Origin of the sequence: Micromonospora haikouensis (assembly GCF_000876225.1) — a bacterium.
GTDB classification, from domain to species: Bacteria; Actinomycetota; Actinomycetes; order Mycobacteriales; family Micromonosporaceae; genus Micromonospora; species Micromonospora haikouensis.
In genome coordinates this window covers 1,769,944-1,796,219 of sequence record NZ_JXSX01000003.1, presented here as the reverse complement: position 1 = coordinate 1,796,219, position 26,276 = coordinate 1,769,944, and the positions used below count along the sequence as shown (strand labels likewise).

20 protein-coding genes and 1 pseudogene are annotated in these 26,276 nt (G+C 74.3%); 12 read left to right on the top strand and 9 right to left on the bottom strand.

The genetic code is table 11. The features are described from left to right. Window positions 1-167: 167 nt before the first annotated feature. Genes treZ through glgX form a run of 3 tightly spaced genes read right to left on the bottom strand, consistent with a single transcriptional unit; the run spans window position 168 to window position 6,389 of the window. Complete coding sequence (gene treZ / locus TK50_RS28950) at window positions 168-1,901, bottom strand: malto-oligosyltrehalose trehalohydrolase (RefSeq protein WP_043968694.1); 1,734 nt, start codon at window positions 1,899-1,901, stop codon at window positions 168-170. Further along, entirely contained in the window at window positions 1,898-4,264 is a 2,367-nt protein-coding gene (gene treY / locus TK50_RS28945) for a malto-oligosyltrehalose synthase (protein WP_043968693.1), read from the bottom strand. The genes treZ and treY overlap by 4 nt, the downstream gene beginning before the upstream one ends. 4 nt (window positions 4,265-4,268) lie before the next feature. Then, entirely contained in the window at window positions 4,269-6,389 is a 2,121-nt protein-coding gene (glgX, locus tag TK50_RS28940; protein ID WP_043968692.1) for a glycogen debranching protein GlgX, read from the bottom strand. Window positions 6,390-6,711: 322 nt separating this feature from the next. Between glgX and TK50_RS28935 the strand changes: the two genes are divergently transcribed. Continuing rightward, window positions 6,712-8,130: a glycosyltransferase family 4 protein gene (locus tag TK50_RS28935; RefSeq protein WP_043968691.1), complete on the top strand. Its 1,419-nt coding sequence runs from the start codon at window positions 6,712-6,714 to the stop codon at window positions 8,128-8,130. Window positions 8,131-8,202: 72 nt separating this feature from the next. On the opposite strand, the gene TK50_RS28930 is transcribed toward TK50_RS28935, so the two are convergent. From TK50_RS28930 to TK50_RS34575, 4 genes are all read right to left on the bottom strand, one after another. Then, entirely contained in the window at window positions 8,203-9,486 is a 1,284-nt protein-coding gene (locus tag TK50_RS28930; protein WP_043968690.1) for a citrate synthase, read from the bottom strand. Between the two features lie 241 nt (window positions 9,487-9,727). Then, entirely contained in the window at window positions 9,728-11,788 is a 2,061-nt protein-coding gene (locus TK50_RS28925; protein ID WP_043968689.1) for a sulfatase-like hydrolase/transferase, read from the bottom strand. After that, complete coding sequence (locus TK50_RS28920) at window positions 11,781-13,211, bottom strand: class I SAM-dependent methyltransferase (RefSeq protein WP_043968688.1); 1,431 nt, start codon at window positions 13,209-13,211, stop codon at window positions 11,781-11,783. Before TK50_RS28920 ends, TK50_RS28925 begins: the two co-directional genes overlap by 8 nt. Window positions 13,212-13,228: 17 nt before the next feature. Continuing rightward, a complete protein-coding gene (locus TK50_RS34575) occupies window positions 13,229-13,378 on the bottom strand; it encodes a hypothetical protein (protein ID WP_165949904.1) in 150 nt (49 codons plus the stop codon). Between the two features lie 205 nt (window positions 13,379-13,583). Here TK50_RS34575 and TK50_RS28915 point away from each other — a divergent pair, with 205 nt between their 5' ends. Continuing rightward, a complete protein-coding gene (locus TK50_RS28915; RefSeq protein ID WP_043968687.1) occupies window positions 13,584-13,985 on the top strand; it encodes a VOC family protein in 402 nt (133 codons plus the stop codon). A gap of 54 nt (window positions 13,986-14,039) precedes the next feature. Here TK50_RS28915 and TK50_RS28910 read toward each other — a convergent pair whose 3' ends face one another. Beyond that, window positions 14,040-14,720: a helix-turn-helix domain-containing protein gene (locus TK50_RS28910; RefSeq protein ID WP_043969531.1), complete on the bottom strand. Its 681-nt coding sequence runs from the start codon at window positions 14,718-14,720 to the stop codon at window positions 14,040-14,042. A 228-nt stretch (window positions 14,721-14,948) separates the two neighbouring features. On the opposite strand from TK50_RS28910, the gene TK50_RS33270 reads away from it, so the two are divergent. The 10 genes from TK50_RS33270 to TK50_RS28860 are packed head-to-tail and all read left to right on the top strand — an operon-like array spanning window position 14,949 to window position 24,615. Further along, window positions 14,949-15,926, top strand: a complete 978-nt coding sequence (locus tag TK50_RS33270; protein ID WP_052503993.1) for an asparaginase — start codon at window positions 14,949-14,951, stop codon at window positions 15,924-15,926. After that, window positions 15,923-16,954 (top strand): zinc-binding dehydrogenase, encoded by a 1,032-nt coding sequence (locus TK50_RS28900; protein WP_052503992.1) that lies wholly within the window; start codon window positions 15,923-15,925, stop codon window positions 16,952-16,954. The genes TK50_RS33270 and TK50_RS28900 overlap by 4 nt, the downstream gene beginning before the upstream one ends. After that, window positions 16,951-18,429, top strand: a complete 1,479-nt coding sequence (locus tag TK50_RS28895) for an MmgE/PrpD family protein (protein ID WP_043968685.1) — start codon at window positions 16,951-16,953, stop codon at window positions 18,427-18,429. The genes TK50_RS28900 and TK50_RS28895 overlap by 4 nt, the downstream gene beginning before the upstream one ends. Next, window positions 18,423-19,361 carry a polysaccharide deacetylase family protein gene (locus TK50_RS28890; protein ID WP_043968684.1) on the top strand — a complete coding sequence of 313 codons (939 nt, stop codon included), beginning with the start codon at window positions 18,423-18,425 and terminating at the stop codon, window positions 19,359-19,361. Before TK50_RS28895 ends, TK50_RS28890 begins: the two co-directional genes overlap by 7 nt. A 1-nt stretch (window position 19,362) precedes the next feature. Further along, on the top strand, window positions 19,363-20,154 hold the full coding sequence (locus tag TK50_RS28885) for an ABC transporter ATP-binding protein (protein WP_043968683.1): 792 nt from the start codon (window positions 19,363-19,365) through the stop codon (window positions 20,152-20,154). Continuing rightward, complete coding sequence (locus TK50_RS28880; RefSeq protein ID WP_144420428.1) at window positions 20,151-21,020, top strand: ABC transporter permease; 870 nt, start codon at window positions 20,151-20,153, stop codon at window positions 21,018-21,020. Before TK50_RS28885 ends, TK50_RS28880 begins: the two co-directional genes overlap by 4 nt. Then, window positions 21,017-22,099, top strand: a complete 1,083-nt coding sequence (locus tag TK50_RS28875) for an ABC transporter substrate-binding protein (RefSeq protein ID WP_082106740.1) — start codon at window positions 21,017-21,019, stop codon at window positions 22,097-22,099. The genes TK50_RS28880 and TK50_RS28875 overlap by 4 nt, the downstream gene beginning before the upstream one ends. Continuing rightward, window positions 22,099-22,881, top strand: coding sequence for an HpcH/HpaI aldolase family protein (locus TK50_RS28870; protein WP_052503990.1), 783 nt, complete (start codon window positions 22,099-22,101; stop codon window positions 22,879-22,881). The genes TK50_RS28875 and TK50_RS28870 overlap by 1 nt, the downstream gene beginning before the upstream one ends. After that, window positions 22,878-23,540 (top strand): SDR family NAD(P)-dependent oxidoreductase, encoded by a 663-nt coding sequence (locus TK50_RS28865; RefSeq protein WP_082106738.1) that lies wholly within the window; start codon window positions 22,878-22,880, stop codon window positions 23,538-23,540. Before TK50_RS28870 ends, TK50_RS28865 begins: the two co-directional genes overlap by 4 nt. A gap of 40 nt (window positions 23,541-23,580) precedes the next feature. Then, window positions 23,581-24,615, top strand: coding sequence for a LacI family DNA-binding transcriptional regulator (locus tag TK50_RS28860; RefSeq protein ID WP_043968678.1), 1,035 nt, complete (start codon window positions 23,581-23,583; stop codon window positions 24,613-24,615). A 435-nt stretch (window positions 24,616-25,050) separates the two neighbouring features. Here the strand turns inward: TK50_RS28860 and TK50_RS28855 are convergent. Next, window positions 25,051-26,274, bottom strand: a pseudogene (locus TK50_RS28855) (bifunctional glycosyltransferase family 2/GtrA family protein); the annotation flags it as partial. Window positions 26,275-26,276: the final 2 nt, after the last annotated feature.

Below are 26,276 nucleotides of genomic sequence, written 5' to 3'. Positions count from 1 at the left end.
TCAGAGTCGATCTCGACGATGACGCATTTCTCTTGATCACGAGGGCGGGCGGCCCCGGTTGCCGAGGAGGCGCAGGCTGACATGATCGTCTGCTGGTTATGGAGAAATTGTCCGGCGTGTCGTCTCATTAATCAGCAGACGATCATGCCAGCCAGCCCCGCTCCCCCTCACAGGGCGACCACCGCTGCCGATTCCGGGGGGAGTTCGATGCGGTCGCGGGTGACCGAGACGCCCTCCTCCGTGGCCAGCAGCACCCGCCGCGCCACTCCCGGCAGGGTGATCCGCTGCGGCCGGCCGGCCAGGTTCGCCACCACCATCCGCTCGCCCCGGTGCATCACCAGGAACTGGTCGCCGTGCCGGACGTCGACAGCGTCGAGCCGGGGATCGGACAGGTCGGGGTCGCTCTTGCGCAGGGCGATGAGCCGCCGGTAGAAGTCGTACATCCGGCGGTGTTCGGGCTTGTCCAGCTCGGCCCAGTCGAGCCGGGAGCGCAGGAACGTCTGCCGGTCCTGCGGGTCCGGCACGTCGCCGGGCGGCCAGCCGTGCGCGGCGAACTCGCGCCTGCGCCCGGTGGCCACGGCGGTGGCCAGCTCCGGCTCCGGGTGGCTGGTGAAGAACTGCCACGGGGTGCTGGCCGCCCACTCCTCCCCCATGAACAGCATCGGGGTGAACGGGCCGGTGAGCAGCAGCGTCGCGCCGACGCGCAGCAGCGCCGGGGAGAGCGTCGCGGAGATCCGGTCGCCGGTGGCCCGGTTGCCGATCTGGTCGTGGTTCTGCAGGTACGCCACGAAGCGGTGCCCCGGCACGCGCTGCCGGTCGACGGGCCGGCCGTGGCTGCGCTGGCGGAAGCTGGACCAGGTGCCGGCGTGGTAGAACCCGCCGGTCAGCACCTGCGCCAGGCACTCCAGCGAGCCGAAGTCGGCGTAGTAGCCCTGCCGTTCCCCGGTGAGCAGGGTGTGCAGGGCGTGGTGGGCGTCGTCGTTCCACTGGGCGTGCAGGCCGTACCCGCCGGCCTCGCGGGGCGTGACCAGCCTCGGGTCGTTGAGGTCGGACTCGGCGATCAGCGACAGCGGCCGGCCCAGCCGGGTCGACAGGGCCTCCACCGCGACCGCGATCTCCTCCAGCAGGTGGGTGGCGCGGGTGTCGGGCATGGCGTGCACGGCGTCGAGGCGCAGGCCGTCGACGTGGTAGTCGCGCAGCCACATCACGATGCTGTCGACGATGTAGCGGCGTACCTCGTCGGAGTGGGGGCCGTCGAGGTTGACGGTGCGGCCCCAGGTGTTGCTCCGCTCGGTCAGGTACGGCGCGAACATCGGCGCGTAGGCCCCGGAGGGCCCGAAATGGTTGTAGACGACGTCGAGGATCACCCCCAGCCCTCTGGCGTGGGCGGCGTCGACGAACCGTTTCAGCCCGTCGGGGCCGCCGTAGGGTTCGTGCGGGGCGAACCAGCAGACCCCGTCGTACCCCCAGTTGTGCTCGCCGTTGAAGGCGTTGACCGGCAGCAGCTCGACCAGGTCGACGCCGAGGTCGACGAGGTGGTCGAGGCGCTCGATCGCCGCGTCGAAGGTGCCCTCGGGGGTGAACGTGCCGATGTGCAGCTCGTAGAGGATGCTGCCGGGCAGTTGCCGGCCGGTCCAGCCGGCGTCGCCCCAGCGGTAGGCGGCGTGGTCGTAGCGCCGGCTCGGCCCGTGCACCCCGGCGGGCTGCCAGGACGAGCGGGGGTCGGGCAGGGCCCGGCCGTCGTCGCCGAGGACGAACGCGTAGTCGGTGCCGGGGCCCGCGCCGGGCACCTCGGCCCGCCACCAGCCGCCCGGCTCGGGGCGCATCTCGTGGTCGTCGTCACCGGCCAGCCGCAGCCGGACCCGGGCGGCCTGGGGCGCCCACACGGTGAACTCGGTCATGCGGCAGCCTCCACGGAGTCGGTGGGTGCGAGGAGGGCGACGGGGAGAGTGGCGAGCAGATCGTCCAACAGCAGCTCAGCCCCACTGTAGACCCGTCCGGTGAACACGTCGGTAACACTGTTGCCGCCCAGCGACAGCCGGGTGCCCCGCCAGCCGCCGGCGCGGGCCAGCCGCAGCGGCAGCCGGGTGGCCACGGCGACCGCCCCGGCGCAGTGCAGCCCGGCAGGAGGAGAGCCGCCCCGGTCGGCGGCTCCCCGGTCGAAGGCGACGACGTGGGCGGCGGCGGGGCCGTGCGCGGGCACCGGGCGGTAGCCGGCGAACAGCTCCGGGTGGTCGCGGCGCAGCCGCAGCGTCCGCGACACCACGAGCAGCTTCGCCGCGCCCGACGCGTCCACCGCCGGGGGCAGGCCGGCGTCGAGCCGCGCCAGCTTCTCCCGGCGTACGCCGAAGTCGACCGGGCGGCGGTTGTCGGGGTCGACGAGGGAGTTGTCCCACAGCTCGGTGCCCTGGTAGGTATCGGGCACCCCGGGCATGGCGAGCTGGACGAGCTTCTGCCCCAGCGAGTTGGACCAGCCGGCGGGGGTGATCTCGGTGGCGAACGCGGTCAGCTCGGCGTGCAGCTCCGGGTCGTCGTACATGCGGTCGACCAGGGCGTGCATGGCGCGTTCGAAGCCGGGGTCGGGGTCGGCCCAGCTGGTGGCCACCGACGCCTCCCGGGCGGCCTTCTCCGCGTACGCGTGCAGCCGCTCGCGCTCGATGGGCCACGCGCCGACGGCGGTCTGCCAGAGCAGGTGGGCGAACGCCGGGTCGGGCAGCGGCGCGGCGGCCGTCCACCGGGTGACGCGCTCGGCCCAGCGGTCGGGCAGCTCGGAGAGCACCGCGAGGCGGGCCCGGACGTCCTCGCCGCGCTTGGTGTCGTGGGTGGAGAGGGTGGTCATGGCCGCCGGCCAGCGCACCTGGCGGGCGGCGGCGAACCGGTGGAACTCGGCCGCCGGGGTGCCGAAGTGGGCGGGGCTGCCGCCGACCTCGTTGAGGGCGACGAACCGGCTCCACCGGTAGTAGGCGGTGTCCTCGACGCCCTTGGCCATCACCGCGCCGGAGAGCTGCGGGAAGCGTACGCCCAGCTCGTCGTCGGGGTCGCGCAGCCGGCGGGTGACCGCGTCGAGGGCGGGGGCCAGGTCGGGGCGGCGGCGGCCAGCCTCGGCGCGGGCGGCGGCGAGGTGGCGGGCCCCGTGCGGCGGGTAGCCCCGGTAGACCGGGAAGCAGGCGGCCAGCTCCGCCAGGGCGGCGCGGGCGGAGTCGGGGGTCAGCTCGGGGGCGAGCGCGGCGAGGCGGGTCAGCTCGGCGGCGAGCAGCCGGGTGGCGGCGGCCAGCTTGGTGTCGTGGGTGAGGTCCTGCCAGGAGGTGTGCCGGCCGGTGAGGCGGGCGTCGAGGGCGGTGAAGTCGGCCTCGGCGGCGCCGTCGACGAACAGGCCGCCCACGGCGGCGAGGGCGTCGTAGCCGGTGGTGCCGTCGACCGGCCAGTCGGGCAGCTCCTCGCCGTACTCCAGGATCTTCTCCACCAGCAGCCACGCCTGCGGGGCGGCGGCGCGCAGCCGGGCCAGGTAGCCGGCGGGGTCGCGCAGCCCGTCGGGGTGGTCGACGCGGATGCCGTCGACCTCGCCGGCCGCCGCCCACCGCAGGACCTCCGCGTGGGTCGCGGCGAAGACCTCCGGGTCCTCCACCCGCAGGCCGGCGAGGTCGGCGACGGCGAAGAACCGGCGGTACGTCAGCTCGCGGTCGCCGCGCCGCCAGGAGACCAGCTCGTAGTGCTGCCGGTCGTGCACCTGCCGGGGGCTGCCGTCGCCGGTGCCGTCGGCGATCGGGAAGCGGTGCTCGTGGTAGCGCAGCTCCCCGTCGGCGATCTTGAGGTCGTCGAGGGCATCGGGGGTGTCGGCGAGCACGGGCAGCAGCAGCCGGCCCCGGTCCCAGTCGATGTCGAACCAGCGCGCGTACGCCGAGTCGCGGCCCCGGCGCAGCACGTCCCACCAGGCGGGGTTGGCCGCCGGCCGGGCCACCCCGGCGTGGTTGGGCACGATGTCGACGACGAGGCCGAGCCCGACGGCGCGCAGCGCCCGCACCAGCCGCACCCGGGCGGCCTCGCCGCCCAGTTCGGGGTTGACCGCCCGGTGGTCGACCACGTCGTAGCCGTGTTGCGAGCCGGGGGTCGCGGTGAGCAGCGGGGCGCTGTAGAGGTGGGTGACGCCGAGGTCGGCCAGGTAGCCGGCGAGGCCGGCGGTGGTGTCGAGGTCGAAGCCGGGGCGGACCTGCACCCGGTAGGTCGAGCCGACCCGGCGGGTAGGGGTGTCGGGGGTGTCGGGCATCGGCTCAAACCATCCTCTCCAGGACCACGAGGCAGCGGTCGGGCACGCAGATGCTGCCGCCCGCCTCGACGAGGGTCGGCTTCTCCGGGTCCGGGTCGGCGGTGCTGATCACCTGTTCCCAGCGCTGGCCGAACTCCTCCCCGGGCAGGGTGAAGTCGAGCGGGGCGTCGTGGGCGTTGAAGCAGAGGACGAAGGACGAGTCGTGGTGGCGCTGGCCGTACTGGCCGCGTTCGCGGATGCCGTCGCCGTTGACGAACAGGGCCACCGAGCGGCCGAAGTCGTTGCCCCAGTCCTCGCCGCTCATCTCCCGGCCGTCGGGGGTGTACCAGGCCAGGTCGGGCAGCCCGGAGCCGGCGGCCCGACCGCCGACGGGCAGGCCGGTGAAGAAGCGGCGGCGGCGGAACACCTGGTGGCGGCGGCGGAAGTCGACCAGCCGCCGGACGAAGTCCAGCAGCGGCTCGTCGGCGTCGTCCCAGTCGACCCAGGCCAGCTCGCTGTCCTGGCAGTAGGCGTTGTTGTTGCCGCGCTGGGTGCGGCCCAGCTCGTCGCCGTGGCCGAGCATCGGCACGCCCTGCGACAGGATCAGGGTGGCCAGGAAGTTGCGCCGCTGCCGCTGGCGCAGGGCCAGCACGCCGGGGTCGTCGGTCTCCCCCTCGACGCCGCAGTTCCAGGACCGGTTGTGGCCCTCGCCGTCGCGGTTGTCCTCGCCGTTGGCCTCGTTGTGCTTGTCGTTGTACGACACCAGGTCGTTGAGGGTGAACCCGTCGTGGCAGGTGACGAAGTTGATGCTGTGGAACGGGCGGCGGCCGTCGTCCTGGTAGAGGTCGGCGGAGCCGGAGATGCGGGAGGCGAACTCGGCGAGGGTGGCGGGCTCGCCGCGCCAGAAGTCGCGCACCGTGTCGCGGTACTTTCCGTTCCACTCGGTCCACAGCGGCGGGAAGTTGCCCACCTGGTAGCCGCCGGGGCCGACGTCCCACGGCTCGGCGATGAGCTTGACCTGGCTGACCACCGGGTCCTGCTGGACCACCTCGAAGAACGTCGACAGCCGGTCGACCTCGTAGAACTCGCGGGCCAGGGTCGCGGCGAGGTCGAACCGGAAGCCGTCGACGTGCATCTCGGTGACCCAGTAGCGCAGCGAGTCCATGATCAGTTGGAGGGAGTGGGGGCTGCGGACGTTGAGGCTGTTGCCGGTGCCGGTGTAGTCGACGAAGTAGCGCCGGTCCTCCTCGGACAGCCGGTAGTAGCTGGGGTTGTCGACGCCCTTGAAGCTCAGCGTCGGGCCGAGGTGGTTGCCCTCGGCGGTGTGGTTGTAGACCACGTCGAGGATGACCTCGATGCCGGCGGCGTGCAGCGTCTTGACCATGCCCCGGAACTCCTGCACCTGCTGGCCGAGGCCGCCGAGGGCCGCGTACCCGTGGTGGGGGGCGAAGAAGCCGATCGTGTTGTAGCCCCAGTAGTTGCGCAGCCCCAGGTCGGCCAGCCGGTGGTCGTGCACGAACTGGTGCACCGGCATCAGCTCCACGGCGGTGACCCCGAGCCGCTGGAAGTATTCGATCATGACCGGGGAGGCGATGGCCGCGTACGTGCCGCGCAGCTCCTCCGGGATGCCGGGGTGGCGCATGGTCAGCCCGCGCACGTGCGCCTCGTAGATCACCGAGTGGTGGTACGGGGTGCGCGGCGGCCGGTCGTTGCCCCAGTCGAAGTACGGGTTCACCACCACCGACTTCGGCATGAACGGGGCCGAGTCGGTCTCCGACATCCGGTTCTCGTCGCCGCCCACCTCGTAGTCGTAGACGGCCGGATTCCACTCGACGTCACCGTCGACGGCCTTCGCGTACGGGTCGAGCAGCAGCTTGTTCGGGTTGCAGCGGATGCCGTTCGCCGGGTCCCACGGGCCGTGGACGCGGTAGCCGTAGCGCTGCCCCGGCTCGATGCCCGGGATGTAGCAGTGCCAGACGTACGCGTCGACCTCGCGCAGCTCGACGCGGCGCTCGGCGCCGGTGTCCCACTCGTCGAACAGGCAGAGCTCGACGCGCTCGGCCACCTCGGAAAAGATCGCGAAGTTCGTGCCCATCCCGTCGTGGGTGGCTCCCAGCGGGTAACGCTCGCCCGGCCAGACCTGCATGTCGCTCCTCAGCCCATGATGATGAGCGCCCCGGACGGGGCCGTGCCCGCCGGGTGCGCACGCCGCTAATGCCCCGCCGTCGGTCGGCCCAATCCACCCGTTGGTGCCGTAACCATTTCCACCCACCTGATACCGACTAGACCTTTGGGTGGTGTCCGTCACCTTGGGCCCTCTCAGGATGCGGTTCGGGCCCGGATGCCCTTTCCTTGATGCGGGGGCGTGCGGAAGCGCGCGTTCCCGCTCGGCCCTCGGCCACCCCACCATGTCCTGTCACGCCGCCATCGTTGCCGGCGCGTTCCACCCTGCACGGACGGAGTTCGATGTGACGACCCTGCGGGCCGGCGAGCAGACCGCCACCGCCGCGGACCGGCTCTGCCGGCCCAGCACCACCTCACGGTCCCAGACCCCGCAGCCCGCGCTCCCGCAGCCCCACGGCTGCGGGGTGCCCCCGCAGACCCGCCGCATCCTCATGCTCTCCTGGGAGTACCCGCCGGTGCTCGTCGGCGGCCTCGGCCGCCACGTGCACGCCCTCTCCGTCGCCCTCGCCGCCGCGGGCCACGAGGTCACCGTCGTCACCCGCCACGCCGACGGCGCACCCCTGGAGGAGTACGCCGACGGCGTCCGCGTCCTGCGCGCCGCCGAGGACCCCGTCGCCTTCCCCCTGGCCACCGGCAGCCTCCTGGCCTGGACCATGGCCTTCAACCACACCCTCACCCGCGCCGCCCTGCGCGCCACCGAATCCGGCTCCTACGACGTCATCCACGCCCACGACTGGCTCGTCGCGCACACCGCGATGACCCTGCGGGACCACCTCGACATCCCGCTGGTCAGCACGATCCACGCGACGGAGGCGGGCCGGCACCAGGGCTGGCTGCCGGAGGAGATGAACCGCACCATCCACGGCGTCGAGCAGTGGCTCAGCGGCGAGTCCAACCGGGTGATCGTCTGCTCGGCGTACATGCGCGACGAGGTCGGCGCGCTGTTCGACGTGCCGGCCGCCCGGGTCGACGTGGTGCCCAACGGGGTGGAGCCGCACCGCTGGAAGGTGCCGACGTCGGCGGTCGCCTCGGCGCGGGCGCGGTTCGCCGGGGACGGCCCGCTGGTCACCTTCGCCGGCCGGCTGGTCTACGAGAAGGGCGTGCAGCACCTGCTGGCCGGGCTGCCCCGGCTGCGGGAGCGGCACCCGGGGCTGCGCGCGGTGATCGTCGGCGACGGGCCGTACAAGCCGGCGCTGGAGGCCGAGGTGCACCGGCTCGGCCTCGGCGGCACGGTCAGCATGCCGGGCTTCCTCGGCGGCACCGACCTGCCCGCGGTGATGGCCGCCTCGGACTGCTTCGCGGTGCCGAGCATCTACGAGCCGTTCGGCATGGTCGCCCTGGAGGGGGCGGCGGCCGGCGCGCCCCTCGCGGTCGCCTCGACGGGCGGCCTGGCCGAGATCGTCGAGCCGGGCGTGACCGGGATGACGTTCGCCCCGCAGGACCCGGCGGGGCTGACCGAGGCGGTGCACGCCCTGCTGTCGGACACCGAGCGCGCCCGGGCGCTGGCCCGCCGGGCCCGGAGGATGGTCCACGAGCAGTACGGCTGGGCCGCCATCGCGCGCCGCACGGCCGACGCGTACGCCTCGGCGATCGCCAAGGCCCCGGCGTTCACCGCCGAGCGCGCCGAGCGGCGGATGAGCGGCGGGGGCACCCCGCTGCGGGTCGCCGAGGGCAACCTGCTGGCCGCCGCCGGCCTGCGCTGAGGCACAAGGAAGGGCCCCCTGCCATCGCATTCCGCATAGCAGGGGGCCCTTCTTAACCACGCACGGGGCGCGTCAGCGGTCGGCGGGCCGCTCGTACGCGCGCTCCGGGTAACCGGTGTAGAGCTGCCGCGGGCGGCCGATCTTGGTCTCCGGGTCACCGAGCATCTCGCGGTACTGGGCGATCCAGCCGGGGAGCCGGCCGAGGGCGAACAGCACGGTGAACATCTTCGTCGGAAAGCCCATGGCCTTGTAGATCAGGCCGGTGTAGAAGTCCACGTTCGGGTAGAGCCGGCGGGAGACGAAGAAGTCGTCCGCGAGGGCGATCTCCTCCAGCTGCATCGCGATGTCCAGCAGCGGGTCCGGCTTGGCCATCCGGCCGAGGACGTCCTGCGCGGCCTTCTTCACGATCGCGGCCCGGGGGTCGTAGTTCTTGTAGACCCGGTGGCCGAAGCCCATCAGCTTCACGCCGTCCTGCTTGTCCTTGACCTTGCGGACGAAGGACCGCACGTCGCCGCCGTCGAGCTGGATCTTCTCCAGCATCTCCAGCACGGCCTGGTTGGCGCCGCCGTGCAACGGGCCGAACAGGGCGTTCACCCCGGCCGAGACCGAGGCGAAGAGGTTGGCGTTGCTGGAGCCGACCAGCCGCACGGTCGACGTGGAGCAGTTCTGCTCGTGGTCGGCGTGCAGGATGAACAGCATGTCCAGCACCTTGGCCATGACCGGGTCGACCTCGTACGGCTCCGCCGGCACGCCGAACGTCATCCGCAGGAAGTTCTCCACGTAGCCCAGGGAGTTGTCCGGGTACAGCAGCGGCTGCCCGATCGACTTCTTGTACGCGTACGAGGCGATGGTGGGGACCTTCGCCATCAGCCGGACCGTGGACATCTCGACGTGGTCGGAGTCGAACGGGTCCAGGCTGTCCTGGTAGAAGGTCGAGATGGCGCTGACGGCCGAGGAGAGCACGGCCATCGGGTGCGCGTCGCGCGGGAAGCCGTCGAAGAAGCGACGCATCTCCTCGTGCAGCAGGGAGTGCCGCCGGATCCGCTCGCTGAACTCGTCGAGTTGCTGCTGGCCGGGCAGCTCACCGTAGATGAGCAGGTACGAGACCTCCAGGAAGGAGGACTTCTCGGCCAGCTGCTCGATCGGGTAGCCCCGGTACCGCAGGATGCCCGCGTCGCCGTCGATGTAGGTGATCGCGGAGGAGCAGGCCGCGGTGTTCACGAAACCGGGATCGTACGTTGTCATCCCGGTTTCCTTGAGGAGCTTGCTCACGCCGATGCCGGCGGGGCCCTCGACCGCCGACTGCACCGGCATCGACAGCTGCCCACCGGGGTGATCGAGCTTGACTTCCGTCATGTGTTCCTCGCTTCGCCGGCAGATCTACGTTGAAATTGCCTTCGCTTTTACCGTAAACACGGTTGCGGGGACACCGCCCGTCGTGGTTCCGCAGGTGAGGTATGCGTCACCCGATTCCCGGGAGGTGGGCGCGGAAACCCGGGGGCCGGGGACCGACCTCGAACGGGGCCAATGTGACAAAAGGCCCCCGATCGCGCACGAAGCGTGACCGGGGGCCCGGTGGGCAGCGGGAACGAAACTCTCAGGAAATACTCAGGTGACGCAGCTCGCCGCCCGGGCCGATCTGGTACAGGTCCACGCGGTTGTCCCCGGCGCGGAACAACCGGTCGTCGGTGAGGAAGGCCGCGAACCGGCGACCGCCGACATCCGGCGGCACCACCGGGACGACCGCCCCGATCCGCCCGTTGACGGCGACGGCGAGCAGCGTGCCGTCGCGTACCGAGGCCGGGACCGTGCCCCAGACCAGGGCCGGCAGCTCGCCGGTGTCCGGGTCGACGGCGCGGAACGCGGCGAGGTCGGCGACCCGCGCCGACCCGCCGGCCGGCCGCTGGCCCACGGTCGTGCCGACCAGCGGGTGCGGCTTCGGCAGCGGCGGCGGCGCGGGCACCCCGCCGGAGATCGTGACCGGCTCCGCCGGCTGGTCGTAGAAGCGCTTGTCGGCGCGCTCGCGCGGGGCCTGCCGGGCCGAGCGCCCGTCGACCTGCCAGGGGATCCGCACGTGTGCGTAGTCGGCGACGGTGGGCAGCAGGTCGACGTGCTCCCAGTTGCGGTCGTCGACCCGGCCGGCGCGCTGCCCGGGCTCCTTGACGAACATCGGCACCCAGGCCACCTGCCCGGCCGCCGCGCGGATCGCGTCCATCCCCCGCCCCTGGGCGCCGTTGTCGAAGCTGACCCCGTGGTCGGCGGTGACCATCACCAGGGCCCGGTCGTACAGGCCGGTGGCGCGCAGCGTACGCAGCGTCTCGCCGATCAGCCGGTCGGTGTACTCCAGTTGGGCCAGGTGCCTCCGCCGGGCCAGGTCGACCCAGCCCGCGCCGTCGTTGGGCAGGTCCTCCGGGGCGGCGTAGCGGGCCCCCGAGGGCAGGAACTGCCACGGCGCGTGCGGCATCAGCAGGTGCAGGAAGTGCAGGGTGGGCCGGTCGCTGGGGCGCAGCCCGGCCAGGAAGCTGGCGAACCGGGCCGGCTGGTTGGCGTTCAGCCGGTCCCAGCGGAACTTCGGGTCGGCGGGGACGGGCTCGGCGGCGTCCAGGCCCGCCTCGGCGGCGGTCTGCTCGCGGTAGGACTCCTCCGGGTCGACGTGGCTGTCGACCGGGGCGGTGACCTGACGCAGCAGCTTCCCGCTCTCCCGGACCAGGGTGCCGAGCCCCTGCCGGGGGCTGACCGGCTGGTCGCACCGGCTGGGCGGGCAGAGCCGCGTGATGCTCTCCTCGGCCCGGATGTCGTACAGGCCGCCGAGGGCGGTGAACAGGTTGTCCGGGTACTGCGAGTAGTGCGGGGCGACCGGCTTCGCCGGGTAGCGGCCGGTGAGCATGGCCGGCAGCGCGTACGGCGTCCAGCCGCTGACCCCGGTGGCGTTGCGGTACCAGGTGGAGCCGCCGGCCAGCTCGGCGAAGTGCGGGTAGCGGGCGGCGTCGATCCGCCCGTCGGGGCCGAGCAGGGAGACCAGCGGCAGCTCGTCGAGGATCAGCATGACCACCGGCGGGTGCCCGCCCGGGGCGGCCACCCCGGCCGCGCCGGCGTCGCCACGCGGCAGCACCACCGCCGAGGCCGGTGAGGCGAACAGGAACAGCGCCACGAAGGCCGCCGGCCCGGCCGCGGCCACCCGCAGCGCCAGGCCCGGCCCGCGCCACCGCCGGTGCGCCGCCACCCCGGCCGCGCCGGCCAGCACGGCGACCACCAGCAGCGGTACGCCCCGCAGCGGCGTGACGTGCCGGCCCACCTGCACGGCGAGGGCGGCCAGCAGCAGGCCGACGAGCACCGTGTGCACGGCCGTGCGGGCGGACCGCCCCGCCAGCCGGCTCGCCGCCCCGAGCAGCGCCAGCGCCACCGTGGGCGCGACGGCGATCAGCGCGACGAGGGCCAGGATCTCGCCCCGGGTGGCCCGGTGGAACAGGAAGAAGTCGGGGCTGCGGCCCAGCACGTCCAGCATCGGCTGGGTGACCACCAGCCCGACCAGGGCCGTCACCTCCAGCAGCCGGCGCAGCTCGGCCCGCCACCCGACCGGGCCGGCGGGGCGGTCCGGGGTCGTGCCGGCGGCGGGCGGCGCGGGGGCGGCCGGCGGCGCGACGGTCACGTCAGCCACCCACCACCGCCTGGTAGAGCGTCCGGGTGCCGCCGGGCAGCTCGACCCGCCGCTCGACGCGGCACCGGGCGGCGAGCAGCCGGGCGAACTCGTCGGGCCGGTAGTCGGGGAAGAGACCGGCCGGCTTGTTGGCCAGCAGCCGCCGGGCCATCGGGTCCTCGGGGTGGACGAACTCGACCACCAGCCGGCCGCCGGGGAGGCAGGCGTCGGCGAGCTGGTCGACGACCTGCGTCAGCGGCACGTTGCGCCCGATCGCCAGGTGGTGCACGACGGCGAGGGCCAGCACCAGGTCGGCCCGCGCCCGGGTGGCGAACGCGGCCCGCTCGACGCCGCGCCAGCCGCCGCCGGGCGACGGGTCGGCCAGGTCCATCACCAGCGGCAGCACCCGTCGCTGTTCGTCGGCGCGCAGCGCCGCGTACACCTCGTCGACCACGGCCGGGTCCTGCTCGACGGCGACGACGTAGCCGGCGTACCGGGCGGCGAGGCGGGCGTACCGGCCGTCGTTGGCGCCGAGGTCGAGCACCAGGCCGGGCGGTCCCGCGGCGGTCAACGCCAGCTCGACGAAGCGCTCCTTGGCCGCGCGGTCGGCGGCGGAATAGCTGCACGTGCGCTGGTAGTCGGCCCAGTGGCTGCGCACGTGGCGGGGGCGCAGCCGCCGGACCAGCCGCTCGATCCGGCGGACGGCGGCCAACGCCAGATCCCGGGAGAAGCCTGCACCGCGCAGTTGCTCGCGTACCTCGCCGCTGGCGGCGTCGGCGTTGCGCTGCTGCATCGCCGAATGCAGGTGCACGTGGGTGGGCACGCCGGGCAGCAGCCGCCGGACGCCGGTGAACAGCCGGCGCATCTGCTCCGGTGGGATGCCGTCGACCTGGGCCCGCAGCCAGGGCTGGAAGTCCACGCCGAGGTGCGCGGTGAGCAGCAGTGGGTAGAGCATGGTCTGGCAGAACTGCCGGTAGCCGGCCCAGGGCTCGCCGTCGCGGGCCGGCTCGAACGAGCCGACGTCGATGAAGACCGGCTCGACGCCGCGCCACTGCAGGTTGTAGGCCGAGCCGTCCTTGGTGGTGAAGCCGGCGGTCAGCGCGGCGCGCAGGATCTCCAGGTGCAGCAGGGCGGCGTCGCGCAGCATGCCGAACGACCACTCGTACGGGTGGGAGACGAACGGGATGCGTTCGTGGCGCAGCACCGCCGCCCACTGCGCGCCGGCCGCGGCGGCGAACCGGGCCGGTTCGACGGCCTCGGTGCCGCAGACCTTGCCGGCCGCGAGCAGCGGCGGGAAGAAGTCGCTGGCGGACAGGGCCCGCCAGTCGCGCGCCGCCCGGGCGTCGAGGCCGCGCAGCACCTCCCCGTCGGCGTAGAAGACCCGGTTGGCCGGGTCGCGGAACGAGCCCGGATCGGTCCGGACGTCGGTGTGCGGGACGGTCATCGGCGGTGTGCCCCCGCTCAGGAACGGTCGGTGCGCTGGCGGCGGTACCGGGCCGTCAGCCGGCGCCAGTAGAGCTTCGCGGCCACCGCCGCTCCGGCCACCCCGCCGACCACCGCCTGCACGATCAGGCTGCCGGATCCCGCATCCAGGTAGGCCAGGTGCATCACGGCCGCTCCTTCCCCTCGCCGTCTCGGAGCCGACCCGGGCACCCGCCACTCTGGGGTGTTCGTGCCCAAAAGCCGGACTTGTCTCATTGCCACCGTACGCGACGCTCCGTCCCGTCGAGGCAACACCGGCCACTCCGGCCCGCCGATCGGCGCGGTGTCCGTTCCGTTCAAGACGCCCGGCCATCCCGGCCGTACGGTCGGCGGTATGACACCTCAGTTCGATCTCGTCGGCACGACGGTCGCCGACATGGCCCGCACCCTCGACTTCTACCGCCGCCTCGGGCTGGACATCCCGGCCGGCGCGGAGGCCGAACCGCACGTGGAGCTCACGTTGGACAACGGGCTACGGCTGGCCTGGGACACGGTGGAGACGATCCGTTCCTTCGACCCGGGCTGGACGCCGCCGACCGGCTCGCCCCGGATGAGCCTGGCGTTCCGGTGCGCGGACCCGGCGGAGGTGGACCGCCGCTGGGCCGAGCTGACCGGGGCCGGGTTCCACGGTCACCTGCCGCCGTGGGACGCGGTCTGGGGGCAGCGGTACGCCGTCCTGCACGACCCCGAGGGCAACGGGGTGGACCTGTTCGCCCCGCTGCCGACGGCCGGCTGACCGGGCCGCCTCGCCGCGGCAGCCGGGCCGACCGGGGCCGGGCGGCCGGGCGGTTCAGCCGCGCAGCAGGGCGGCGGGCGCGACGCCGGCCAGGTCGCGCACGTCCCGGCTCAGGTGCGCCTGGTCGGCGTAGCCGCTGGCGGCGGCCACCTCCGCCAGCGGCGTCCCGGCCCTGGCCAGGGCGAGGGCCCGGCGCATCCGCAGGATGCGGGCGAGGGTCTTCGGGCCGTACCCGAACAGGGCCTGGCAGCGTCGGTGCAGCGCCCGGGGGGTCAGGCCGACCTCGGCGGCGGCCCCGGCGACCGGCCGCCCTGCGGCGAGCAGCCCGGCGACGCGCGCGCCGAGCGGGTCGGGGCCGCCGGCCGCGGCGAGCCGGTCGGCCGCGAGCGCCGCCAGCCCGACGCCCGTGGGCGGTTCGCCCAGCCGCTCGGCGGCCTCCCGGGCCGCCCGGCCCCACAGCGCCTCCAGCGGCACCCGGGCGTCGCGCAGCTCGTCGGCGGGGACGCCGAAGACCGCAGGCCCGACGCCGGGCGGCAGGCGCAGCCCCAGCCACCGCTCCCCCGGCGCGGAGACGCTCAACTGCGCCGTGCGGTCGGGGCCGGCGACCAGCAGCCCGGCGCGGCTGGACCAGAGCAGGTCGAGGCAGCCGTCGGGCAGCACCCGGCTCGGGGTGCCGTCGCTGGTGGCGGTCCACAGCACCGCGCCGGGCAGCGCCGCCGGCCGTTCCTGGTACACCCGGACCAGCATTCCACGCCGCCGCGCCGCCTGGGGAATCCGCCCCCGCGCCCCGCGCAGATCGGGCGAAACGCCCTTCGGCAACGCGCCGGAAACCACGCCGCCACACACCGGCAGCCGAACCCGAAATTTCCACGCCCTGGCGTTGTCGCAGCTCTTGTGCAGGGCGAACGTTTGTGCAACGCTCTCCAGCCAAGTGAGCAATCGTTTGCGCAGGAGGGTGGTCCGGTGCGGATCGCGGTGTTGGCAACCGGTGGGACGATCGCGTCCCGCCTGGCTCCCGACGGGACCCTGGCGGTGACCGACTCCGTCGCCGAGCTGCTCGGGAACGTCCCGGACCTGGCCGACGTCGAGATCTGCGGCTTCGACCTCTCCCGCCGGCCGAGCTTCACGCTGACCCTCGACGACATGCTCGGCACCGTCCGGGCGGTGCGCGCCAAGCTCGCCGGCGGCTTCGCCGGGGTGGTGGTCACCCACGGCACCGACACGCTGGAGGAGGCCGCCTACCTCACCGGCCAACTGACCAGCCGGGACGCCCGCGTGGTGCTGACCGGCGCGCAACGCGGGGCCGACGAGCCGGACTCCGACGCCGCACGCAACCTCCTCGACGCGATCCGGGTGGTCAGCGCGCCGGAGCCGGTCGGCGCGGCGATCGTGCTCGGCGGGGTGGCCTGCGCCGCCGTGGAGGGTCGCAAGGTGCACACCTCGGCGGTCTCGGCGTTCTCCGGCGGCCCGGCCGGCGCGCTGGCGCTGGTGGACCCCGACGGGGTCCTGCGGCTGTCGGCCCCGGTGCGGGGCGGCCACTACGCGGGCCGCCCCGTGCCCGACCGCCTGCCCCGGGTCGACCTGGTCAAGCTCGTGGCCGGGGCCGACGGCACCCACCTGCGCGCCTCGCTGCGGGCCGGGGCCGCGGGCGTCGTCGTCGAGGCGTTCGGGGCCGGCAACGCCCCGCCCTCCGTGGCCGAGGCCGTCCGCGAGGCGGACAAGCAGGGCGTGCCGGTGGTCATCACCAGCCGGACGGGGGCAGGACGGGTCCGCCCCATCTACTCCGGCGGCGGGGCCGACCTGGCCCAGGCCGGCGCGCTCTTCGCCGGGGACCTCACCGGCAGCCAGGCGCGGGTCGCCCTGGCCCTGGCCCTGGCCCTCGATGGACCCGACGCGGTGCCGCAGGCGCTGTCGAACCTGGTGGAAGGACGCCGACCGTGAAGACCGAAGCCGTGATGATGAACGAGTACGGCGGCCCGGACGTGCTCGCCCTCGCCGAGCCGGAGCTTGCCGAGCCACGTCCGGACGAGGTCCGGCTGCGCGTGCTCGCCGTCGCCGTCAACCACCTCGACGCCGACCTGCGCAGCGGCGTGTCCCGGATGGACCTGCGCCTGCCCCACGTGCTCGGCCGGGAGATCGTCGGGGTGGTGGAGGCGGTCGGTGACGCGGTCGTCGACCGCCGGCCCGGCGACCGCGTCCTGGCGCTGCCGAACACCCCCTGCGGCAGGTGCGAACGGTGCCTGGCCGGGCGGGCGAACCTCTGCCCCCGGGCGGACATGCCGGGGATCACCCGGTGGGGCGGCTACGCGCGGCACGCCGTCGTCGCCGGCCGGGGCCTGCTGGACATCGGTGACCTCGACCCGGTGCTGGCCGCGTCGACGCCCATCTCCTTCGGCACGGCCTGGCGCACCCTCTACTCGATCGGGCGGCTGGCCCCCGGCGAGTGGGTCCTCGCCCCCGGCGCCGCCGGTGGGCTGGGACACGCCGTGGTCCAGCTCGCCAAGCTCGGCGGCGCCCACGTCGTCGGACTCGTCGGCGACCCGGCGAAGGCCGACTTCGTCTCCGCCCTCGGCGCCGACGCGGTGCTGAGCACCCGCGACGACGACTGGCCGCAGCGGGCCCGCGCGGCGACCGGGGGTGCCGGGTTCGACGTGATCGTCGAGCACATCGGCGGCGACGTGTTCGAGGCCGCCCTCGGCACCCTCGCGCCGACCGGCCGGATGGTCGTCGCCGGTGGGCACGCCGGCGAGCACCCGCGCCTGGACGTGATCGAGACGTTCCGCAACGAGTACGAGCTGCGCGGCTCCCGCAGCCAGCGGCCCGACGAGATCGCCCGGGTGCTGGCGCTGGTCGCGGCGGGACGGCTCAGCCCCCGCGTCGACGCGGTCCTCCCGCTGGCCGACGCCGCGCACGCCCACCGGGCGCTGGCCCAGCGTCGGGTGCTCGGCAAGCAGGTGATCACCCCATGACCCCCCGGACCGGCCGCCCCGGCGACCCGGCCCACGTCGGCCGGGCGGCCGTCGCGCCCGACGGCGAGGTGCTGCCCGAGCTGGTGGCCACGGGCGTCGCCGCCGCCGACGCGCTGCTGGCCACCGCCGCCGGACAGCAACAGGCCCGGCGCGTCGCGGCCCGGCTGACCGCCAACGCGGTCGCCGCCCGCGGCCACCTGCCGGCCGGCCTCGCCCCGCCGGGCCACCGGGACGGGCGGTGCACCCTGCTGGCGGCCCACGGTGCGACGGACTCCCCCGACCGGGCCGCCGCGGTGACGGCGGCGGCGATCACCACCACCCAGTGCGACGAAGGGCTCCGGGAGGCCCGCGGGCACCCCGGCCTGCACGCGTACGCCGCCGCCCTGGCCGCGACCGAGGACGCCGACGGCGACCTGCGGACGCTGCTGCGCGCCCTGGCCGTCGGCTGGGAGGTGGGCGCCCGCCTCGGCCTGCTGCTGGGTCCCCTGCGTGACGGGGTGCACCCGCACGGCGGCTGGGGCACCGCCGCGGCGGCGGCCGCCGCCGGGGTGGCGGCGGGGCTGGACACCGCCGGCCTCGCCGACGCGGTGAACCTGGCGCTGACCGTCGCGCTGGCCGGCCCCGACGAGTCGACCCGGCGGGGGGCGCCGGCCCACCACCTCCTGCCCGCCCTCGGCACCGCCGCCGGCCTGACGGTCGCGTACCTGGTGCGCGACGGCTTCCCGGCGACCGGGCCGGCGGCGGCCCACCTCGGCCGCACCGCCCACCAGGGCCCGCCGACCCCGGTGGCGGTCGACGCCGCCCTGGCGACCCGGCCGCTGCTGCCCGACGCCTACTTCAAGCCGGTCGGGGTGTGCGCGCACGCCCTCACCAGCTGGACGGCGGCGAGATCGCTGGCCCGCGACGTCCCGGGCGCCGACGTCGCCACGGTCACCGTGCACACCTACGCCGGTGCCGCCCTGCTCGCCGAGCGGTTTCCCGCCAACCGGCTGGCCCGGCAGTTCAGCATCCCCTGGGCCGTGGCCTGCGGGCTGCTGGGCCTGGACCCCGGCGTCGCCGACGGGCGGACCGAGACGGTCCGGCACGCCGAGGCGGCCCGGATCGCCGCGCGGGTCACCGTCCGCCACGACCCCGGCCTGGACGACGGCTACCCGTACGGCCGCCCGGCCGTGGTCGAGCTGCGCGACCGGGCCGGCCGGTGCCACACCGCCCGGGCCCGCTTCCACCCCGGCGACCGCGAGGCCCCGCTGTCTGCGGACGAGCTGGCCGCCGTGGACGCCGCGCTGCTGCGCACGGCCGGTCCGCCGACCGGCGCCACGGAGCTGCTGCGCGCGCTGGCCCAGGCGCCCGGCTCCGTTTCCCTGCGGCACCTCACCGCGCCGGTGCGCGGCGAGGCGCCGTCCCCCACCGGCGGTCCGGGGCCGACCCCCGCCGCGCCGGGCACCTCCCGCAGAAAGGACACGGCTTCATGGTGAGCAGAGTGGAACCCGGCACCGAGCGGGACTTCCTCGGCTACGGGGCGGACCTGCCCCGCGTCGAGTGGCCCGGCGGCGCGCGGGTCGCGGTCAGCCTGTGCCTCAACTACGAGGAGGGTGCGGAGCACAGCCTCCTCGACGGCGACGACGTCAACGAGTGGGTGGGCGAGATCTCGTACACCCCGACCAGCGCGACACACCGCGACCTGTCCCAGGAGTCCGTGTACGAGTACGGCAGCCGGGCCGGGGCGTGGCGGCTGCTGCGGCTGTTCGAGCGGATGGGCACGCCGGTCACGGTGTACGGCTGCGCCGAGGCGCTGGCCCGCAACCGGCCCCTGACGAAGGCGTTCGTCGAGGCCGGTCACGAGATCTGCTCGCACGGGCTGCGCTGGCGGGAGCCGTCGGGCATGACCGAGGAGCAGGAGCGCGCGGAGATCCGGCGGGCGGTGGAGCTGATCGGCGAGCTGTGCGGCGAGCGGCCCGTCGGCTGGTACTCCCGGTACGCGCCGTCGGAGCGGACCCGGCGGCTGCTCGTCGAGGAGGGCGGCTTCCGGTACGACTCCAACGCCTACAACGACGACCTGCCGTACTGGGTGGACGTGGCGGGCACGCGGCATCTCGTCGTGCCCTACACCCACACGTACAACGACGGCCGGTTCGCCTTCAGCCCCGGCTACGCCAACCCCACGGACTTCTTCGAGAACTGCCGCCGCGGCATCGAGTACCTGTGGGAGGAGGGCGAGACCTCGCCCAAGATGATCTCCATCGGCCTGCACGCCCGGCTGATCGGCCAGGCCGGCCGCGCCTCGGCGCTACGCGACCTCATCGCCTGGGCGCAGGAACTGCCCGGGGTCTGGTTCGCCCGCCGCCGCGACATCGCCGACTGGTGGCACGCCAACTACCCGGACCTGCCCGCGCACGGGGGGCGATGAGATGCGTATCGAGATCGACAACGTGGCCAAGGGCTACCCGCGCGCCGACGGCTCGCGACTGTCGGTGGTCGGCAACCTGAGCACGGCCGTGGAGGCGCAGGAGTTCGTCTGCGTCATCGGGCCGAGCGGGTGCGGCAAGTCGACGCTGCTGGGCCTGCTGGGCGGCCTGCGCCGGCCCGACAGCGGGGAGATCCGGTTCGTCGGGGAACGCGGCGCCGACGGCCCCCTCACCTCGATCGTCTGGCAGGACTACGCGCTGATCCCCTGGCGCTCCATCGTGGACAACGTCGCGTTCGGGCTGGAGCTGCGGGGGGTCTCGGCCCGGCGGCGTCGGGAGGTCGCCCGGGAGCACCTGGCGATGATGGGCATCGAGGCGTTCGCCGACGCCAAGCCGCACGAGCTCTCCGGCGGGATGCGCCAGCGGGCCGGCATCGCCCGGGCGCTGGCCAGCGACCCCGAGGTGCTGCTGATGGACGAGCCGTTCGCGGCCGTCGACGCGCAGACCCGGACCCTGCTGCAGGACGAACTGCTCCAGGTCTGGTCGCGCAACCGCAAGACGGTCCTGTTCATCACGCACAGCATCGAGGAGGCGCTGCTGCTGGCGGACCGGATCATCGTCCTCGGCCCCCGGCCCACCCGGGTGGTGGAGGAGATCCGGGTGCCGTTCCCCCGGCCCCGCGACCGCGACGTGGAGCTGGACCCGCGCTTCACGGAGCTGAAGCGCCACCTGTGGGCGCAACTGCGGGACGCCACCCTGGCCGCCGAGTGGGCCGAAGCGAAGGGGGAACGATGAGCGAGAGCAGTGTGCCGACCCGCGACCGGGCGGCCGGGCAGCCCGCGCCGCCGGTGGTCCGCTACGCGGTGGACCCGCGGGCGGAACGCCCACCGGGCCGGCTGTTCCGGCTGCTCAGCAGCGGCGCGGGCAGCATCGTCCCGGTGGCCGTGGTGTTGCTGCTGTGGCAGGCCGGCAGCATGGCGGGACTGATCGACAAGACGTTCTTCCCCGCCCCGTCGGAGTGCGTCCGGGCCCTGGTCGGGCTCGTCTCCTCCGGTGAGCTGCTGCCGAACGTCGGCATCACGGCGCGGCGGATCCTGCTCGGGTTCCTGCTCGGCGTGGTCCCGGCGACCCTGCTGGGCATCGCGATGGGCCGGTCCCGCTGGATCCGGGTGCTGGTCGACCCGCTGATCGCGATCACCTACCCGATCCCGGTGGTGGCCATCCTGCCGCTGCTGCTGGTCATCTTCGGCACCGGCGGGCGGCCGATCGTGGTGCTCGCCGGGATCATCTCGTTCTTCCCCGCGGTGGTGAACGCGATGTCCGGGGTGCTCCAGGTCGACGAGCGGCTCATCCTGATGGCCCGCAACCTCGGCGCCGGCCGGCAGCAGATCCTGTGGAAGATCATCCTGCCCGGCGCGCTGCCGTCCATCTTCGCCGGCATCCGGCTGGCCGCCGGGCTGGCCCTGCTGGGCACCATCGCCGGCGAGTTCCTCGCCGCCAGTGACGGGATCGGGTCGATGACCTGGCGTTACTGGCAGATCTATCAGATCGACAACATGTACGCCACGCTCGCGGTCATCGCGGCGATGGGCTTCCTGCTCACCACGGTGACGTTGCGGGTGCAGCGACGCTTCTTCGGCTGGACGGAGGGTCAGAAATGAGATTGACGAAGGCGGGTGTGGTCGCCGGGGTCCTGGGCGTCTCGCTGCTGCTCGGCACCGCCGCGTGCGGTGACGACGCGGCGGAGTCGGCCGGGTCCGGCGGTCCCGCAAAGGTGACGGTGAACTCGCTGGAGATCCTGTCGTTGGCGCCGATGATGGTGGCCGACGCGAAGGGCTTCTTCGGCAAGCACGACGTCGAGGTGGAGTTCAGCAACGCCGACATCTACTCCCGGCTGGCGGTGCAGGGGCAGGGCAAGCTGGACGTGAACATCCCCGGCACCGGCGGCGCGCTGTTCAACGCGGTCAACCAGGGCCTGCGGGTGCGGGTGGTCGCCGACCGGCAGCAGTACCGGTGCGCGTCGGACAACATGCTGCTGGCCCGGACCGCCGCGTACGACGGCGGGCTCAAGGGCGTCGCCGACCTCAAGGGCAAGAAGGTGGCCATCCTGGCCAAGGGGTCGAGCACCGAGTACTGGCTGGACCGGGCGCTGGGGCAGGTCGGGTTGAAGCAGTCGGACCTCGGGCAGGTCGTGACGTTGAGCTACCCGGACACCGCCAACGCGCTCAAGAGCGGGGCGGTCGACGCCGGCTTCCTCGTGGAGCCGCTGGCGTACCAGCTCATCAGCGACGGGCAGGCCAAGCGGGTGCTGGCGATGAACGAGGTGGCCCCCAACCAGGAGCAGGGCCTCATCACCATGTCCCAGGACTTCATCGACAAGCGTCCCGAGGTCGCGGCCCGGTGGATGGCCGGCTGGCTGGAGGGCGTCCGCTACTACCAGGACCCGGCCAACCGGGACGAGGTCGTCAAGATCGTCTCCGAGCGGACCAAGGTCCCGGCGGAGACGATCGGCAGGCTCTACGGCACCGACCAGTGGCCCTACATGGACCCCAACGGGCGGGTGGACACCGCGACGGTGGTCGCCGAGGACGGCAAGTGGCTGCTCGACAACAAGATCATCGAGAAGCTGCCGGAGGTCTCCGGGTGGCACGACGGCTCCGTCGTCGACGCCGCCCTGAAGATCGTCGGTGAGGTGCCGGTGAACCGGGACTGCTCCTCGGTGAAGAAGCTGGAGTCCTGATGTACCCCCGTCCGAGCCGGCTGGCCACCGTCCTGCGCGACGGCGGGGTCGCCCTGGGCAGCCTCACCCTGCTCCAGGAACCGGCGCTCGGCGAGATCCTCGGCGTCCTCGGTTACGACTTCCTCGTCATCGACACCGAGCACGCCGCCGCCGACGAGCAGAGCGTGCTGGCGATGGTGCGGGCGGCCGGCTCGGCGGGGACCACCCCGTTGGTCCGGCTGCGCCGGATCGAGGAGAAGGACCTCCTGTGGTCCCTGGACAGCGGGGCCGGCGGGGTGGTGCTGCCCCTGGTGGAGACCGGGGCGCAGGCCGCCGAGGCGGCCCGGCTGACCCGCTACCCCCCGGCGGGGGACCGGACACTGTGCTCGGCGGCCCGCGCCGCCGGGCACGGCACCGCCCGGGGCGACTTCGACCGGTACCTGGCGTGGGCGGCGGAGAACACGACCACCGTCGCCCTGGTCGAGACGCCCGCCGGGCTGGCCAGCCTGGACGACATCCTCGCCGCCGACCTGGACGTGCTCATGCTCGGCCGCGCCGACCTGTCGGTCAAGCTGGGCCTGGGCTACCAGCCGACCCATCCCGAGGTGGAGAAGCACGCGGTCGAGTTCGTCGACCGGGTGGTCGCCGCCGGCCGGGTCGCCGGGATGCTGGCCTACTCCCCTGAGGAGGCCCGCCGGTGGATCGACCGGGGCGTACGGTTCGTCGTCTACTCGCAGCCGGAGATGCTGCTGTCCACCATGTACCGGCAGGCACGCGAACAGATCCTGGGGGGTGCGGCATGAGCCTCCTGGTGACCGGCGGGGCCAGCGGAATCGGCGCGGCCGTGGTCGCGGCGGCGCGCAGCCGGGGCGAGACGGTGCACGTCATCGACGTGACGACCGGGGTGGACGCCGCCGACCCGGTGGCGGTGGGCGAGTTCGTCGACGCGGTCGGCACCCCGGACCGCGTGGCGCACCTCGCCGGGGTGGTCAGCGCGGGCGGCATCGAGGAGACCAGCCTCGCCGAGTGGGAGCGGACGCTGCGCAACAACCTGACGTCCGCCTTCGTGGTGAGTCAGGCGGTGGTGCCCCGGATGGCGGCCCGGGGCGGTGGGTCGCTGGTGCTGATGAGCAGCCTCAACGCCCGCGACGGCGGGACCCGGCTCTCCGGCACCGCGTACGCGGCGGCGAAGGCCGGGGTGCTCGGCCTGATGCGGCACCTGGCCGTCGACTACGGGCCACGCGGGGTACGGGTGAACGCCGTCGCGCCCGGCCCGGTGGCGACCCCGATGCACGACCGGCTGACCGCGCAACAGAAGGCGGCCCTGCGGGGACGGATGCCGCTGGGCCGGGTCGCCGCGGCGGAGGAGATCGCCGACATCGTGCTGTTCCTGCTGTCGGACTCCTGCGCCACGGTCACCGGGATGACCTTCGATGTGAACGGCGGCAGTCATCTCAGCTAGGTTGCCGGGGACCGGTTCGACGCGCGGCGCGGGAGGCACTGTGAACAAACGGGTGACGTTGCGGGATGTCGCCAGCTTCACCGGCGTGCACGTCTCCACGGTCTCCCGCGTCCTGCGCGGCGACGACGTCCGGGTCAGCCCCGCCACGGCGACCCGGATCGTCGACGCGGCGAAGGAGCTCGGTTTCCACCGGGACCGGTGGGCGGCGAGCCTGCGCAGCGGCAAGACCGGGGTGATCGGGGTGCTGGTCCCCCGGATCACCGACATCGTGCTGGCCACGGTGTTCGAGGGCATCGACGCCGCCGCCGCGAGCGCCGGCTACCAGGCGGTGGTCAGCAGTTCCTGGGACGACGACGAGGCGCGGGCAGTGCGGATCCGGCGCTTCATCGGGGAACGGGTGGACGGGCTCATCATCGGCGACGCCCGGCGCAGCGACCCCGCCCTGGACCGGCTCGCCGCCGAACAGGTGCCGTTCGTGCTGGTCAGCCGCGCCTCCCGGGGGCATCCCTCGGTTACCGGCCGGGACCGCTTCGGCGGCCGGCTGGCCGCCGACCATCTGATCGACATCGGGTGCCGGCGGCTGGCGGTCGTGGCCGGCCCCGACCACGCGAGCACCTCGGCCGACCGGGTCGCCGGCTTCCTCGCGGCGGCGAAGGCCCGGGGGGTGCCGGTGGACCCGCGGCGGGTGGCCCCGTCGAGCTTCGACGTGGCCGGCGGGGCGTCGGCGATGGCCCGGTTGCTGGAGGTAGGGCAGCCCGACGGCGTCTTCGCCGTCAACGACTTCGCCGCCATCGGCGCGATGGGCACCCTGCGTGACCACGGGCTGTGGGTCGGCCGGCAGGTGGCGGTCGTCGGCTACAACGACATCGACGTGGACGCCCAGCTGCTGGTGCCGCTCACCTCCATCCGGCAGCCCCTGCGCGACATGGGCGCACAGGCGCTGCACGCGCTCCTGACCCTGCTGGGGTCGGGCGAAGCCGGGTCGGTGCGCCTCGCGCCCGAGCTGATCGTGCGGGCCACGACCGGCGACTTCGTCCCGCAGGCCGCCGGAGCGCCGGAAGCCGCCACGCCCTGAGCACGTTCCGCACCGTGTGCCGCAGCTGGACGGCCGGCGCGCGGACGGACTCTCGCGTCACCCCGTGTCACGGCCCTCACGCGCGGCCACTGCCCTCCCGTCCCCTTTGCTCTGCACCCATATCCGCAACAGGGCGGCGACCTGGGCATCCTCGTGGCCGCCGGACGCGGGCAGGGTGGTCACCGGTTGCGCTCGGTGAACCGTTGCGTATCCGGGTGCAGAGCAAAGGGCGGGCCCGGGGTGCCGCCGGCCGGGGCGGCCGATCGCACGGCGTCACACACCGGCCGTCGAGCACGCCAGCCGTCGAGCACACCCACGGCACGCGCCGGCCGTCGATCACGCCGCGTCACGCGCCGGTGGGCGGCCGGCGTCGCCACGCGCCGGCGGGCGGGCGGCGTCGGGCGCGGCCGGGGCGGTCCGCTGCGGCGTCGTCGGTCGGCGGTGGTGCATCGCGGCGCGCAGCAGGACGAAGCGCAGGGCCGTGGCGGCCAGGTTGGCCGCCACCAGCACCGTGAGCTCGACCGCGCGGGGCGGCGCCGCCGCGACGGCGTGCAGGGCCGCCAGGGAGCCGCTGGTCAGCGCCAGGCCCAGGCCGAACGCCAGCAGGCCCTGCAGGTGGTGGCGGCCGGCGTGCCGGCCGCCGCTGATGCCGAAGGTCAGCCGCCGGTTCGCCGCCGTGTTCGCCACGGCCGTCACCAGCAACGCCGCCAGGTTCGCCCACTGGGGGCCGAGCGCTCCCCGGGTGGCGACGAAGAGCACGAGGTACGCCAGCGTGCTCGCCACGCCCACCGCGGCGAACCGGACGAGCTGGCGCGGCAGCCCGACCGGCACCCGGGCCGGCGGCGGGGCCAGCGGGGCCCGGCCGAGCTGCGCGCGCAGCTCCGCCAGGGGCAGCGACCCGGTCAGCAGGGCCCGACCCAGCCGCCAGATGCCCCGCAGGTCGGCCAAGGCGGTGGCGACGATGTCCACCCGACTGTCCGGGTCGTCCACCCAGTCGACCGGCACCTCGTGGATGCGCAACCCGGCCCGCTGGGCCAGCACCAGCAGTTCGGTGTCGAAGAACCACCCGGTGTCGCGCACGAGCGGCAGCAGCCCGGCGGCCACGTCGGCACGGATCGCCTTGAACCCGCACTGGGCGTCGGAGAAGCTCACCGCGAGGGTGCCGCGCAGCAGCAGGTTGTAGCCGCGCGAGATGACCTCCCGCTTCGCGCCCCGCACGACCCGGGAGGTGCGGGCCAGCCGGGTGCCGATCGCCAGGTCGGAGTGGCCGGAGATGAGCGGCGCGACCAGCGGCAGCAGCGCGGCCAGGTCGGTGGACAGGTCCACGTCCATGTACGCCAGCACCGGCGCGTCCGACGCCGACCAGGCCGCCCGCAGCGCCCGGCCCCGGCCCTTGGCGTCCAGGTGCCGCACCGTGACCTGCGGCAGCTCGGCGGCGAGGCCGTCGGCCACGGCCAGGGTGCCGTCGGTGCTGGCGTTGTCGGCGACGGTGATCCGGAACGGATACGGGAAGTGCGCGGTGAGGTGCGCGTGCAGCCGCCGCACGCAGGGCCCGAGGTCGGTCTCCTCGTTGTAGACGGGGATCACCACGTCGAGCACCGCGGGCGGGGCGGCGACGCGGGCGTCCACGGTGGGGCGCGGCTCGGTGGATGCGGTCATCG

Coding starts and splice junctions, on each gene's coding strand:
- treZ (WP_043968694.1), bottom strand. CDS start 1,901: ATGACCGAGTTCACCGTGTGGGCGCCCCAGGCCGCCCGGGTCCGGCTG.
- treY (WP_043968693.1), bottom strand. CDS start 4,264: ATGCCCGACACCCCCGACACCCCTACCCGCCGGGTCGGCTCGACCTAC.
- glgX (WP_043968692.1), bottom strand. CDS start 6,389: ATGCAGGTCTGGCCGGGCGAGCGTTACCCGCTGGGAGCCACCCACGAC.
- TK50_RS28930 (WP_043968690.1), bottom strand. CDS start 9,486: ATGACGGAAGTCAAGCTCGATCACCCCGGTGGGCAGCTGTCGATGCCG.
- TK50_RS28920 (WP_043968688.1), bottom strand. CDS start 13,211: ATGACCGTCCCGCACACCGACGTCCGGACCGATCCGGGCTCGTTCCGC.
- TK50_RS28915 (WP_043968687.1), top strand. CDS start 13,584: ATGACACCTCAGTTCGATCTCGTCGGCACGACGGTCGCCGACATGGCC.
- TK50_RS28895 (WP_043968685.1), top strand. CDS start 16,951: ATGACCCCCCGGACCGGCCGCCCCGGCGACCCGGCCCACGTCGGCCGG.
- TK50_RS28890 (WP_043968684.1), top strand. CDS start 18,423: ATGGTGAGCAGAGTGGAACCCGGCACCGAGCGGGACTTCCTCGGCTAC.
- TK50_RS28885 (WP_043968683.1), top strand. CDS start 19,363: ATGCGTATCGAGATCGACAACGTGGCCAAGGGCTACCCGCGCGCCGAC.
- TK50_RS28880 (WP_144420428.1), top strand. CDS start 20,151: ATGAGCGAGAGCAGTGTGCCGACCCGCGACCGGGCGGCCGGGCAGCCC.
- TK50_RS28875 (WP_082106740.1), top strand. CDS start 21,017: ATGAGATTGACGAAGGCGGGTGTGGTCGCCGGGGTCCTGGGCGTCTCG.
- TK50_RS28870 (WP_052503990.1), top strand. CDS start 22,099: ATGTACCCCCGTCCGAGCCGGCTGGCCACCGTCCTGCGCGACGGCGGG.
- TK50_RS28865 (WP_082106738.1), top strand. CDS start 22,878: ATGAGCCTCCTGGTGACCGGCGGGGCCAGCGGAATCGGCGCGGCCGTG.